Source organism: Novosphingobium sp. UBA1939 (assembly GCF_002336885.1).
GTDB lineage: Bacteria > Pseudomonadota > Alphaproteobacteria > Sphingomonadales > Sphingomonadaceae > Novosphingobium.
The window spans coordinates 28,933-40,594 of record NZ_DDFB01000043.1 but is presented as its reverse complement, the minus strand read 5'-3'; the positions used below and the strand labels follow the sequence as shown (position 1 = coordinate 40,594).

Annotated in this window: 16 protein-coding genes and 1 pseudogene; 6 read left to right on the top strand and 11 right to left on the bottom strand. The window is 65.8% G+C overall.

Annotation, left to right across the window (positions count from 1 at the left end; all coding sequences use genetic code 11):
• Together B3547_RS22040 and dut are read left to right on the top strand one after the other, a co-directional pair.
• A pseudogene (locus B3547_RS22040) lies at positions 1 to 159 on the top strand (phosphopantothenoylcysteine synthase); the annotation flags it as partial.
• A complete protein-coding gene (dut, locus tag B3547_RS06950) occupies positions 146 to 622 on the top strand; it encodes a dUTP diphosphatase (RefSeq protein WP_124809739.1) in 477 nt (158 codons plus the stop codon). The pseudogene B3547_RS22040 and the gene dut, both read left to right, overlap by 14 nt.
• Before the next feature lie 134 nt (positions 623 to 756).
• On the opposite strand, the gene B3547_RS06945 is transcribed toward dut, so the two are convergent.
• Positions 757 to 1,770 (bottom strand): NAD(P)H-dependent flavin oxidoreductase, encoded by a 1,014-nt coding sequence (locus tag B3547_RS06945; protein ID WP_292961514.1) that lies wholly within the window; start codon positions 1,768 to 1,770, stop codon positions 757 to 759.
• A 316-nt stretch (positions 1,771 to 2,086) separates the two neighbouring features.
• Complete coding sequence (locus B3547_RS06940; protein WP_125954481.1) at positions 2,087 to 3,355, bottom strand: aspartate kinase; 1,269 nt, start codon at positions 3,353 to 3,355, stop codon at positions 2,087 to 2,089.
• Between the two features lie 94 nt (positions 3,356 to 3,449).
• Here B3547_RS06940 and ubiG point away from each other — a divergent pair, with 94 nt between their 5' ends.
• Positions 3,450 to 4,193 carry a bifunctional 2-polyprenyl-6-hydroxyphenol methylase/3-demethylubiquinol 3-O-methyltransferase UbiG gene (gene ubiG / locus B3547_RS06935; protein ID WP_292961511.1) on the top strand — a complete coding sequence of 248 codons (744 nt, stop codon included), beginning with the start codon at positions 3,450 to 3,452 and terminating at the stop codon, positions 4,191 to 4,193.
• 4 nt (positions 4,194 to 4,197) lie between these two features.
• Positions 4,198 to 4,377, top strand: coding sequence for a hypothetical protein (locus tag B3547_RS06930; RefSeq protein WP_292961508.1), 180 nt, complete (start codon positions 4,198 to 4,200; stop codon positions 4,375 to 4,377).
• A 4-nt stretch (positions 4,378 to 4,381) separates the two neighbouring features.
• Here B3547_RS06930 and B3547_RS06925 read toward each other — a convergent pair whose 3' ends face one another.
• From B3547_RS06925 to B3547_RS06890, 8 genes are all read right to left on the bottom strand, one after another.
• Positions 4,382 to 4,711 (bottom strand): DUF1294 domain-containing protein, encoded by a 330-nt coding sequence (locus B3547_RS06925; RefSeq protein WP_124809734.1) that lies wholly within the window; start codon positions 4,709 to 4,711, stop codon positions 4,382 to 4,384.
• Between the two features lie 51 nt (positions 4,712 to 4,762).
• Complete coding sequence (locus B3547_RS06920; protein WP_124809733.1) at positions 4,763 to 5,167, bottom strand: acyl-CoA thioesterase; 405 nt, start codon at positions 5,165 to 5,167, stop codon at positions 4,763 to 4,765.
• A gap of 53 nt (positions 5,168 to 5,220) precedes the next feature.
• The gene (locus B3547_RS06915) at positions 5,221 to 5,757 is read right to left on the bottom strand and encodes an ATP-binding protein (protein ID WP_292961504.1); all 537 of its coding nucleotides are present in this window, start codon (positions 5,755 to 5,757) and stop codon (positions 5,221 to 5,223) included.
• Entirely contained in the window at positions 5,754 to 6,338 is a 585-nt protein-coding gene (pnuC, locus tag B3547_RS06910) for a nicotinamide riboside transporter PnuC (protein ID WP_125954478.1), read from the bottom strand. Before pnuC ends, B3547_RS06915 begins: the two co-directional genes overlap by 4 nt.
• 13 nt (positions 6,339 to 6,351) lie before the next feature.
• Complete coding sequence (locus B3547_RS06905; protein ID WP_414690509.1) at positions 6,352 to 6,687, bottom strand: arsenate reductase; 336 nt, start codon at positions 6,685 to 6,687, stop codon at positions 6,352 to 6,354.
• A gap of 44 nt (positions 6,688 to 6,731) precedes the next feature.
• On the bottom strand, positions 6,732 to 6,980 hold the full coding sequence (locus tag B3547_RS06900; protein WP_292961497.1) for a hypothetical protein: 249 nt from the start codon (positions 6,978 to 6,980) through the stop codon (positions 6,732 to 6,734).
• 112 nt (positions 6,981 to 7,092) lie between these two features.
• Positions 7,093 to 7,590, bottom strand: a complete 498-nt coding sequence (locus B3547_RS06895; RefSeq protein ID WP_292961494.1) for a hypothetical protein — start codon at positions 7,588 to 7,590, stop codon at positions 7,093 to 7,095.
• Positions 7,591 to 7,672: 82 nt separating this feature from the next.
• Positions 7,673 to 7,984, bottom strand: coding sequence for an antibiotic biosynthesis monooxygenase family protein (locus B3547_RS06890; RefSeq protein ID WP_125954475.1), 312 nt, complete (start codon positions 7,982 to 7,984; stop codon positions 7,673 to 7,675).
• 130 nt (positions 7,985 to 8,114) lie between these two features.
• Here B3547_RS06890 and aroC point away from each other — a divergent pair, with 130 nt between their 5' ends.
• The gene (gene aroC, locus B3547_RS06885; RefSeq protein ID WP_292961489.1) at positions 8,115 to 9,215 is read left to right on the top strand and encodes a chorismate synthase; all 1,101 of its coding nucleotides are present in this window, start codon (positions 8,115 to 8,117) and stop codon (positions 9,213 to 9,215) included.
• A 140-nt stretch (positions 9,216 to 9,355) separates the two neighbouring features.
• Here the strand turns inward: aroC and B3547_RS06880 are convergent, their stop codons facing one another.
• Positions 9,356 to 10,129 carry an enoyl-CoA hydratase-related protein gene (locus B3547_RS06880; RefSeq protein WP_292961486.1) on the bottom strand — a complete coding sequence of 258 codons (774 nt, stop codon included), beginning with the start codon at positions 10,127 to 10,129 and terminating at the stop codon, positions 9,356 to 9,358.
• Positions 10,130 to 10,275: 146 nt separating this feature from the next.
• On the opposite strand from B3547_RS06880, the gene B3547_RS06875 reads away from it, so the two are divergent.
• Entirely contained in the window at positions 10,276 to 11,586 is a 1,311-nt protein-coding gene (locus B3547_RS06875; protein WP_125954472.1) for a dicarboxylate/amino acid:cation symporter, read from the top strand.
• The last annotated feature ends 76 nt before the right edge of the window (positions 11,587 to 11,662 follow it).

Sequence of the window (11,662 nt, the reverse complement as noted above, 5' to 3'; positions counted from 1 at the left end):
GACTGGATCGTCGCCAACGACGTGTCGGGCGACGTGATGGGCGGCGCGTTGAACGCGGTCCACATCGTCACCGCCGCCGGGGTCGAAAGCCTGCCCGAAATGCCCAAGGACCAGGTCGCCTCCGCGCTGGTCGAAAGGATTGCCGATGCACTCGCCTGAAACCGCCGCCGTTCCCGTCCGCGTCAAGCGCCTGCCCGGCGCCGGGGACCTGCCGCTGCCCGCCTATGCCACCGCCGGCGCGGCGGGCATGGACGTGGTTTCAGCCGAGGACGTGACCCTGGCCCCCGGCGCGCGCCATGCCGTCGCCACCGGCCTTGCCGTGGCGATTCCGCAAGGGTTCGAGATCCAGGTCCGTCCGCGTTCGGGCCTCGCGCTCAAGCACGGCGTCACGGTGCCCAACACGCCGGGCACGATCGATTCGGATTATCGCGGCGAATTGAAGGTCATCATGATCAACCTGGGCGCCGAACCCTTCGCCATCCGGCGCGGCGATCGCGTGGCGCAGCTGGTGCTCGCCCCGGTGACCCAGGCGAGCTGGCTGGAAGTGGACGAACTGGACGAAACCGCGCGCGGCGAAGGCGGCTTCGGATCGACCGGCGGGGTCGTTGCCTTCAGCGGTTAGCGCAGGGCGCACCGGGACCGAGGCATTTCGTCATTGCGAGCGCAAGCGAAGCAATCCAGCGCTCTGGATTGCCGCGGGGCTTCGCCCCTCGCAATGATGAATTAGGGGACGATTTCAGGACGGTTTTTCCGGCTTCAGCAGCGCGCGTTCAGCGCGGCTTCGCTTTCCGCCAGCAATTGCGCGATGATCGCGGTGACGGGTTCCTCCTTCGTCACCATGCCCACCGATTGCCCGGCCATGATCGATCCGCGCTCCACATCGCCGTCGATCACCGCGCGGCGCAGCGCGCCGGCCCAGAAATGCTCGATTTCGAGCTGCGCCGCCGCCATGTCCACCGTGCCCTGGTCCAGCAGCCGCGCCACTTCCACCTGCTTGGCGGTGAATTCCTCGGTGCCCTTGTTCTTCAGCGCGCGCACCGGGATCACCGGCAGGCGCGGATCGACCTGGACCGAGGCGATCGCATCGCGCGCGTTGGCGCGGAAGAACGCCTGCTTGAACGCGGGATGCGCGATGGATTCGCTGGCGCAGGCAAAGCGCGTGCCCAGCTGCACGCCGCTGGCGCCCATTTCGAGGTAGGAGGCGATCATCTCGCCCCGGCCGATGCCGCCGGCCACGAACACCACGTGCTCTTCCGCCAGCGCCGGCAGGAATTCCTGCGCCAGCACGCTGGTGGACACCGGGCCGATATGGCCGCCGGCCTCGCTGCCTTCGATCACCAGCGCGTCCGCGCCCGAGCGCAGCAACTTCTTCGCCAGCGCCAGCGTGGGCGCGAAAACCAGCACTTTCGCGCCGAAATCCTTGATCGCTTCCACGCTGCCCTTGGGCGGAATGCCGCCCGCCAGCACCACGTGGCCCACGCCGTGCCGGGCGCAGACCGCGATCAGGTCGAACAGCTGGGGGTGCATGGTGATGAGGTTCACGCCGAACGGGCGGGCCGTCAGCGCCTTGGTCCCCGCGATTTCGGCATCGAGCAGTTCGGGCGTCATCGCGCCGCAGGCGATCACGCCGAAGCCGCCGGCGTTGCTGATCGCGGCCACCAGATTGCGTTCGGAAACCCAGCTCATCGCCCCGCACAGGATGGCATGTTCGGTGCCGAGGAACGCCGCGCCGCGCGCCATCAGCGCTGAAGTCTTCACAGGTGCCGTCATCAGGGTTCCCATCGTCCGTGCCAGAGCGGCAGCCCCTTAGGCCGCGCGGCGTGCGCCGACAAGAGCGGGGCGGCAAGAGCGGGGCGGCAAGAGCAGGGTGCGATACGGACAATGATCGGCCCAAGCGATGACTGTGACCGCTTTATCCCGTTTTACCAATCAGAGGGCAGAGCCTATACCGGTTTCAACACGAAGCGAACCCGCTTCCCCGTTCCGGACTGGCACCATCCCCTCCCCCAGAGCCAGTCGGGTCGCGCCCCGCCTCCGGTTTATCCCCCCTATCCGGAGGCGGGGTTTCGCTTTCAGAAACAGTCCTTTACGCGGCGTCCAGCCCATAAGCGGTGTGGAGCACGCGCACCGCGAGTTCGGTCTCGTCCTCGTCGATCAGCACGGAAACCTTGATTTCGCTGGTGGAAATCGCCTGGATGTTGATCCCGCGATCGGCCAGCGCCTTGAACATCGTGCCGGCCACGCCCGCGTGGCTGCGCATGCCCACGCCCACGACGCTGATCTTGGCGACCTTGCTGTCGGCGATGATCCGGTAATAGCCGATCGTGTCCTTCTGCTCTTCCAGCAGCGCCTGCGTGCGCGCCAGGTCCGCCTGCGGCACGGTGAAGGTCACGTCGGTCTCGCCCTTGTCCTTGGCGACGTTCTGGATGATCATGTCGACGTTGATGTTGGCTTCGGCCAGCGGGCCGAAAATGGTCGCCACCGCGCCCGGCCGGTCGGCAATGCGCGTCAGGGTGACCTTGGCGTCGTTCTTGTCGGCGGCGATGCCGGTGATCAACTGACGTTCCATTTCCAATCCTTCCAGTTCCCCGATCAGTTCATCCTCGCTGACGATCATCGTGCCGGGGATGCTGTCCGCCGGCGGCGCGTCGTCGTCGATGAAGGATGACAACACCTGCACCCGCACGCCTTCCTTCATGGCGAGGCTGACCGAGCGGGTCTGCAGGACCTTCGAGCCGACCGAGGCCAGCTCGAGCATTTCCTCGAACGTCACGTTCTTGAGCTTGCGCGCCTTGGCGACGATGCGGGGGTCGGTGGTATAGACGCCGTCGACGTCGGTATAGATGTCGCAGCGGTCGGCCTTCACCGCCGCTGCCACGGCCACCGCCGAGGTGTCGGAACCGCCACGGCCCAGCGTGGTCACGCGGTTGTCCGCGGTAAGTCCCTGAAAACCGGGAATAACGGCGATTTCGCCCGCGGCCATCGAGGCCAGCAGGGCGTCGGAATCGATCGTCTCGATGCGGGCCTTGGCATGGGCGTCGTCGGTGCGGACGGGCAATTGCCAGCCCAGCCATGAACGCGCCTTGCAGCCCAGCGCCTGGAGATGCATCGCGAGCAGCCCCGACGTCACCTGTTCGCCGCTGGCGACGACGACGTCGTATTCGGCAGGATCATACAGGGGATTGGCTTCGCGGCAGAAATTGACGAGGCGGTCGGTCTCCCCGGCCATCGCCGAAACCACCACCGCCACTTCGTGCCCGGCCGCCTGCTGGCGCTGCACGATCCGCGCGACACGGCGGATGCGCTCGGTGCCGGCCATTGATGTGCCGCCGAATTTCATCACGATCCGGGCCAAGGGGGTACTCCTGCCTGTGGGCGCAACGCACTGCGCAACAATCTTGCCCGCACAGCCCCTCGCCGTGCGGCGGGCGTCCTGTTAGGGATGCGTCATGAGCAATGCAACACCCTCGGCACTCGCGCCCACCATTCGCCCGGAGGAGGCGGCGCATTTCGGCAAGCTCGCGCAGGACTGGTGGAACCCGAAGGGCTCCTCGGCCATGCTGCACCGTCTCAACCCGGTGCGGCTGGGCTTCATCCGAAACGCCATCGATTCGCATTTCGGTACCAATCCCCGCTCGCTTAAGCCACTGGCAGGCCGGCGCGCGCTGGATGTAGGCTGCGGCGCCGGTCTGCTGTGCGAACCGCTTGCCCGGATGGGCGCGGCGGTTACTGGCGTCGACGCGGCGGCAGAGAACGTCGCGGCGGCGCAGGCCCATGCGGCGGGCGGTGGCTTGGCCATCACCTATCGCCTGGGCGAGATCGGCGCACTGGACCTTGCCGGTTTCGACCTCGTCACCGCCATGGAGGTGATCGAGCACGTGGCCGACAAACCTGCCTTCGTCGCGGCGCTAGCGGCAGCGCTGGGCGAAGACGGGCTGATGGTCCTTTCCACCCCCAACCGCACGGCAGCTGCACGCCTGCTGCTGGTGGAAGGGGCGGAAACGCTGGGCATGGTGCCCCGCGGTACGCACCACTGGGACGATTTTGTCACCCCGGTGGAATTGCATGACCTGCTCTCCGAAGCAGGCCTGGTCATGGGTAATCCAATCGGTATCGCTTACAGTCCGACCAAGGGTTTGCACCTGTCGGATAATCTCGCACTCAATTACATAGTCACGGCAAGAAAGGGCTGATTCCATGGCCGAACGCTTTGAACGGCACAAACAACCCTGGACTGCTGATGAAATACATAAGCTACACACACTCGCAAAGAAGGGCATGGCGCTGAAGGCTATTGCCAAGGCGCTCACCCGCAGTGAGGATTCGGTGAAAATTCGGGCCAAGAACGATGGCCTGGGTATTGTGAAACTGCGCTAGACGCTCAGGGCGGCAGCGGTTTGGAGAGAGCCCAGACCTTCCAGCCGGCAAGAGCCGTGACGGGCGGGAACGGGTTGACGTGCAAGACGCGCGGGAGCAGTTCCGTGTGGGTCTTGTGGCGAAACAGGCTGCTCCAGAGCGACGCCCCCAGCGTTCCACGAAGGAACGCCAGATGCAGCAAGGTGCCCTCGCTGATGCGCGAGCGCCTTGCGCGGGCTTTCCATTTCAGGATGCCGAACAAGGCCACGGCCAGCATGGACAACGCTACGAGCGCCTTCGCGAGGAAGGCTGGCGTCAGCAGCAGCGCGATGATTGCAGTAGTCATAAGCGGCATGGTAACCGCATATGGTTAACAATCGGTTTTACCGGATTTCGGGGCGCCGCGTCACTCGCCCGAAGGCAGGAACTTTTCCACCAGATCGCGCGCCAGCCGGGCGGGGCGGTGTGTCACCGCGTCCACGCAGCACCAGCTGGAACGGACTTCGGCCAGCACGTCCTCGCCGCGCTTGATCACGGTTTCGTAGAAGGCCTTGGCGCCCTGCACCTTTTCCAGCACGACATGCGCGATCACCGTATCGTCCAGAAAAGTTGGCCGGCGATAGGTGATTTCGTGCTTGAGCGCGACCCACAGGTGCCGCGCCACCGCTTCCGCCGGGGCCAGCGCCTGCCAGTGGTCGATCACCGCCTCCTGCACCCATTTCAGGTAGCTGGCGTTGTTGACATGGCCCATGAAGTCGATGTCCGCCGGATCGACATTGATGGGATAGAGATGGGGATTCGCGTTATTCACAAGAATGTAGATAACACGAATCGCGCCGGGCCAACAGGGCCGCGCGCCACTCTTTATCGCACCGGCGGCTTCGACCCGGCGCGGCGCAACGCTTCCTCGATCGCCGCCACCGCCTGCGCCTCGCGGAACGGCCAGTCGCCCGCGATCCGGCGATAGGTCACGCCCGTGCGCACCAGCATGTCCTCGGCGATCGCGGCGAAGCGCGCGCGCTTCTCTTCGGTGCCGAAAAAGCGCGTGCCGTCGGCCACCCACGGCACGTCCGGCTCGAACAGCAGGTACAGATCCGCCTTGGGATAGGCCAGCAGCGCCTCGGGCACGTCGTCGAACAGCATCTGCGCCCAGGCCGCCGTCATCAGCGGATCGGTATCCAGCACCAGCACCTGCGGCTGGAGCAGCGCCGCCCCCCGCACTGCCCGGTCGTGCCCCTCGGCGATCTCCAGCAGGTCGCCCATGGTCAGTTCCAGCCCCATGGTTTCGCAGAACGAACGCCCGTATTCGGGCACCCACGGCCAGCCGAACCGCTTGCGCAACCGGTCGGCCAGCACCGATTTGCCGGTGCTTTCGGCGCCATGAAAACAGACCTGGATCACGCAAACACCTCATTCCCCGCCGGCCGCCGCGCCGCGCCGATCCACGCGCGCAGGCCCACCGCCGACATCACCAGAAACGCGCCGTACAGCGCCGCCAGCAGCGGCAACCCCCGCGCCAGATAGAGCGCGATCGAAACCACGTCGATCGCGATCCACAGCACCCAGTTCTCGATCCGGCGAAACGACAGCAGGAACTGCGCGGCGATGCTCGCCCCCGTCACCGCCGAATCCGCAAAGGGCAGCGCGGCATTGGTGAAGCGGTGCATCGCCCAGCCCAGCGACAGGCTGAGCGCCGCCGTCACCCCGGCCCACGCGATCCGCTGCCGGGCGCTCATCCAGCCCACCGGCACGCCAGCTTCCTCGCCGCCTTTCGCCCGGCTCCACAGCCACCAGCCCCAGCCGTTGACCACGAAAAAGAACGCCTGCAGCCCGGTTTCGCCATAGAGCCGCGCGCGGAACAGCACGAAGGCCGTAGCCGTCACCATCGCCATGGCGGCGGGGAAGTTCCACACCGACCGCCGCACCAGCAGGGCGATGTTGATCAGGCCCAGAACGGCGGCCAGGGCCTCGACGGGGTTCACCGGCGCGCGCCGCTCAGCCCAGCGCCGCCGCCCATTCGGCGTCCTTGAACCCCACCAGCAGCCCGCCGGGATATTCCACGATCGGCCGCTTGATGGTGGAGGTATGCTCCGCCATCAGCGCCACCGCCTTGTCCGCGTCGAGATCGGCCTTGGCCGCGTCGTCCAGCTTGCGGAAGGTGGTGCCCGCCTTGTTGAGCACCTTGTCCAGCCCCGCCTGCGCCACCCATCCCGCGATCCGCGCCGGGTCCACGCCCTGCTTCTTGTAGTCGTGGAAGGTATAGGCGATGCCTCTGGTTTCCAGCCAGACGCGCGCTTTCTTCACGGTGTCGCAGTTGGGAATCGCATACATGGTTAACGTCACGCCAAGCCCCTTTTGAAACGCTTGAGGCTGTTTTAGCGCAGGAAAACCAAACTGCTAATCGCGAAAGCCATCATAGCGAGTCCAAATAACCGATAGGGCCAACTCACCCCTCGCGGGCGATAGGTTTCCAGCGCACGGCGCTCTTCGAAATACGCCTCAGATGCGCCTTCACGCAGTTCCGCGAGGCGCTGAGAATGACGCTGCGCCTTATGGGTTGAAAACCATTGAGGCACAGTGATGAAAGCGGTCGCTACTACGATCAAAATGATCTGATACATCATGCCTATATTCTGCCCCAATGGCCGTCAGTCCGCCATCGCTCCCGCCTATCCAGTTTTCCCGCTACTTAGGAAACAGATTGTTCGCAGTTGGGAATTTCGTAAACCGTGAGCGTCATTCCACTGTCCTTTGTTCCGTCGAGGCAGAGCTGTTGTGGGCTGATGGCGGTGGAGGTGGCTGGCGTAAAGAGCCATTGCGACACATCCCAATTTGGCAATTCAGCGCCGCTTCCATCATCGTGCGCACTGCGGCGACACGGGTACAATGTGTGCCGTCAGCAACGACGAGGCCGATTTGATTACGTCGGCGCAATGGCCCCCTGCCCAACACGCGGAGGGTGGCTTCAAGCCGGCGATCCGAAATAGGCCGGCCATTGAAACGCACCGAGCCGTCGCGGACGAGCGTCACCTGGTGGAAAGTCTGGTGCTCCAGCAAAGCCTCGCCATCTGGGACCCAATACGCCGGGATGGCGCAAGCAGGGTCAGCACTTCCCGGTCGAGCAGATGCGGGAGAAGCGACCAAAATCAGGCCAATGAACGCAATCCAGACCCTGTTGGCGATCACGGTGACAGCCTGCACCCCGTTGGGAATGCCGTAAACCATCAGGGCCACGCGCCGATCCTTTGCGTCAGACTTTCCAGTCCCTTAGCGGCGATCGGCACGGGCGGCAAACGGCGCGATTGCGGATGCGGCGCTATGCCCCGTCCCGGCAGAAGCGGCGCGTCCGCGTGGGGTTGCCGGCATAAAGCGTGTAATCCTGGTAGTAGGCATCGCGCGAACGCCCCTGCACCTCGATGTGCGCCACCTGCCGGCGCCAGCCCAGCGCGGCCTCCTCGCTTTCCCATTCGGACAGCGCCAGCACCTCGCCATCGTCGGCGTGGTAGCTCTTGAACGAGACGAAGCCGGGCTGCGTGCGCGCCAGGCGCTCCATGCGCGCGGCATCGACGGAATAGGCATCGGCATCGATGTCGGCGCGCTTGCGGTTGCGGAAAACGACGATGAACATGCGCGCTTTCTAACAGAATGTTACCAAAATGGGCGCAAATTCTGCGATAGCCGCAAAGTGCGGCGATGAATATCGCAGACAAGCATGCCGGCATGGACATTTCCGGCGAATCCCGACAAAGCCGCAGCCCATGAGCCTGAACAGCTTCGGACACGTCTTCCGCTTCACCACCTGGGGGGAAAGCCATGGCCCCGCGCTTGGCGCGGTCGTCGACGGGTGCCCGCCCGGCATCCCGCTGACCGAAGCGGACATCCAGCCGTTCCTCGACGCGCGCCGCCCCGGCCAGTCGCGCTTCACCACGCAGCGGCAGGAACCGGACCAGGTCCGCATCCTTTCGGGCGTGTTCGAGACGGCCGACGGCGTGCGGCGCACCACCGGCACACCGATCAGCCTGCTGATCGAGAACGTGGACCAGCGTTCGAAGGACTATGGCGACGTGGCCAAGGCCTATCGCCCCGGCCATGCCGACTATGCCTATGACGCCAAGTACGGTTTCCGCGATTATCGCGGCGGCGGGCGGTCCTCCGCGCGCGAAACCGCCGCGCGCGTGGCGGCGGGCGCGGTGGCGCGCAAAGTGCTGGACGGCGTGGCGATCACCGGCTGGGTCAGCGAAATCGGCGGCGACGCGATCGATCCCGCCCGGTTCGATGCGGCGGAAATCGGCCGGAATCCGTTCTTCTGCCCCGATGCCGAAGCCGCCGCGCGCTGGGAAAAGCGGGTGGACGAGGCGCGCAAGGCCGGCTCATCGCTGGGCGCGGTGGTCGAATGCGTGGCCACCGGCGTCCCCGCCGGCTGGGGCGCGCCGCTCTATGCCAAGCTCGATGCCGAACTGGCCCACGCGATGATGGGAATCAACGCGGTGAAGGGCGTGGAAATCGGCGATGGCTTCGCCGCCGCCCGCAACACCGGCGAAGGCAACGCCGATCCGATGCGGCCCAAGCGGCCGGACGAGGGCAACGACGGCCCAGCGTTCCTCGCCAACCATGCCGGCGGCGTGGCCGGCGGCATTTCCACCGGCCAGCCGGTGGTGGTGCGCGTGGCGTTCAAGCCCACATCGTCGATTCTCACCCCGATGCCCACGATCACGCGCGAGGGCGAGGCGACCGAGCTGTTCACCAAGGGCCGCCACGATCCGTGCGTCGGCATTCGCGGCGTGCCGGTGGTGGAAGCGATGATGGCGCTGGTGCTGGCCGACCAGAAGCTGCTGCACCGCGCGCAGACCGGGCGCTGAGGCGGCAGAGACCCGCTTCACCCCCTCCCCGTTATCCCGGGTTTGACCCGGTATCCCACTGGAATTGCAGGAAAATCGGGATCCTGGATCACGTCAGGGATAACGGCCGTGCAATCCGTTACGAGACGGACACAGGAAGCCTACCGCCCCTGCCACTCCGGCGCGCGCTTTTCGGCGAAGGCGCGTGGCCCTTCGGCGGCATCGGCGCTGTTGAACCATGTCCCGAACGCGGGATAGCGCGCCTGGTTGGCCAGCGCGGAGGTCAGATCGGGTTCGTCCAGCCCGCGCATCACCGCCTGCTTCGACGCGCGGACGGAAAGCGGCGCGCCTTTCAGGATCGCCGCCGTCCAGCGCTCCACCGCCGCGTCCAGGTCGCCATCGGGCACCACCTCGGTCACGAAGCCCAGCCGCTCGCCCTCGCGCGCGTCGACCCGGCGCGAGGCGAGGATCATGCCCATCGCCTGCTTCAGCCCGATCTGGCGGGCAAGGCGGTGCACGCCACCGCCCAGCGCCACCGCGCCCACCAGCGGTTCGGGCAGGCCGAAGCCTGCGCTTTCCACCGCGATGATGATGTCGCAGGCCAGCGCCAGCTCGAATCCGCCGCCCAGCGCCAGGCCGTTGACCGCCGCGATGATCGGCTTGTCGCAATCGAACCGCTGGATCAGGCCGGCATAGCCGTGCGCCGGATAGGGCTTGCGCCCTTCCGCCACCACGGATTTCAGATCGGTGCCGGCGCAGAAGGCACGGCCCGCGCCCGTTACCACGCAGATCCACTGTTCCGGATCGGCGGCGAAGGCGTTGAACGCCTGCTCCAGTTCTTCGTGCATCGCCGCGTTGATGGCGTTCAGCACCTCCGGCCGCGCCAGTTCGATCCGCGTCACCCGTCCGCGCCGTTCCACCCTGATATGCTGCATCCCATCCCTCTTTCCTGATTTTCGCGGAGCAACCTATGCACCTTTGTCGTGGATGAACACCCGCCGATGGCGTTGCGGGGGGCGGATACGGCCGTTAGTCTCAGCCGCAACAACTGCAGCGACATTTCAGCGGGAGCGATCGTCCCTTGGCCAAGCGCCTTACCCTCTACATCGTGATCGGCATGATCGCCGGCATCCTCGTCGGCTATGCGCTCAACCGCGCCTACCCCGCCAGCGATCCCTCGCTCGCCTTCTATGCCGATCTGCTGAAGCTGCTGCCGGAGATTTTCCTTCATCTTATCAAGATGATCATCGCGCCGCTGGTCTTCGCCACGCTGGTCAGCGGCATCGCCGGCATGGGCGATAGCGCCGCGCTCGGGCGGATCGGCGGGCGGGCGCTGGGCTGGTTCATCACCGCCAGCCTCATCTCGATCGGGCTGGGGCTGGTGCTGGTCAACCTGTTCCAGCCCGGCGTCGGCCTCGCGTTCGAGGCGGCGGGGCCGGTCAAGGATCTGGCGACGGCGGACTTCACGCTGCGCCACTTCATCCTGGCCGTGTTCCCCACCAGCATCATCGACGCGATGGCCCGCAACGATGTGCTGCAAGTGCTTGTATTCTCGTTGTTCTTCGGCGTCGCGCTGTCGGCGCTGGGCAAGAAGGGCACGATGATCGTCGAAGGGTGCGATGCGCTGGCGCAAGTCATGCTCACGATCACCGACTACGTGATGCGCCTTGCCCCGCTTGCGGTGTTCGGTGCGCTCGCCGCCGTGATCGCCACCAAGGGCCTTGGCATTATCATTACCTACGGCGTGTTCGTCAGCGAATTCTATTTCGGCCTGCTGCTGCTGTGGACGCTGCTGTTCGCGATGGGCACCGCGTTCCTGGGCAAACGCGCGCTGCTGTTGGCGCGCTACATCCGCCAGCCGGTGCTGCTCGCCTTCTCCACCGCCAGTTCGGAAAGCGCGCTGCCCAAGCTGTTCGAACAGCTCGACCGCTTCGGCGTGCCGCGCCGCATATCGGGCTTCGTGCTGCCGCTGGGCTACAGCTTCAACCTCGACGGGTCGATGATGTACACCAGCTTCGCCACGATGTTCATCGCGCAGGCTTACAACATCCCGCTCTCCGCCGGGCAGCAGATCGCCATGCTGCTCACGCTGATGGTCACCTCGAAGGGCATCGCCGGCGTGCCGCGCGCCAGCCTCGTGGTGATCGCGGCCACGCTGACGCAGTTCGGCCTGCCGGTCGAAGGCGTGGCGCTGCTGCTTGGGGTGGACACCTTTCTCGACATGGGCCGCACCGCCACCAACGTCGTCGGCAACGCGGTGGCGACGTCGGTCATCACCAAGTGGGAAGGCATGTTGCAGCCCCCGCTCGATCCCGACGCCGAACCGCCGATGCCCCCGCACGGCACGCCCGAACACGGCCGGAAGGGGCTCAATCTCGATCCCGATCAGTAGGCCCGATCAGTAAGGACGGAGCGCAACGCCAAAGCACCCGGTCTCCCCGAAATGAGGCCCCAAACCGCGCAAAATG

Coding starts and splice junctions, on each gene's coding strand:
- B3547_RS06905 (WP_414690509.1), bottom strand. CDS start 6,687: ATGTATGCGATTCCCAACTGCGACACCGTGAAGAAAGCGCGCGTCTGG.
- B3547_RS06890 (WP_125954475.1), bottom strand. CDS start 7,984: ATGTTCATCGTCGTTTTCCGCAACCGCAAGCGCGCCGACATCGATGCC.
- B3547_RS06900 (WP_292961497.1), bottom strand. CDS start 6,980: ATGATGTATCAGATCATTTTGATCGTAGTAGCGACCGCTTTCATCACT.
- aroC (WP_292961489.1), top strand. CDS start 8,115: ATGAGCCTGAACAGCTTCGGACACGTCTTCCGCTTCACCACCTGGGGG.
- B3547_RS06925 (WP_124809734.1), bottom strand. CDS start 4,711: ATGCCGCTTATGACTACTGCAATCATCGCGCTGCTGCTGACGCCAGCC.
- B3547_RS06880 (WP_292961486.1), bottom strand. CDS start 10,129: ATGCAGCATATCAGGGTGGAACGGCGCGGACGGGTGACGCGGATCGAA.
- B3547_RS06930 (WP_292961508.1), top strand. CDS start 4,198: ATGGCCGAACGCTTTGAACGGCACAAACAACCCTGGACTGCTGATGAA.
- B3547_RS06945 (WP_292961514.1), bottom strand. CDS start 1,770: ATGACGGCACCTGTGAAGACTTCAGCGCTGATGGCGCGCGGCGCGGCG.
- ubiG (WP_292961511.1), top strand. CDS start 3,450: ATGAGCAATGCAACACCCTCGGCACTCGCGCCCACCATTCGCCCGGAG.
- dut (WP_124809739.1), top strand. CDS start 146: ATGCACTCGCCTGAAACCGCCGCCGTTCCCGTCCGCGTCAAGCGCCTG.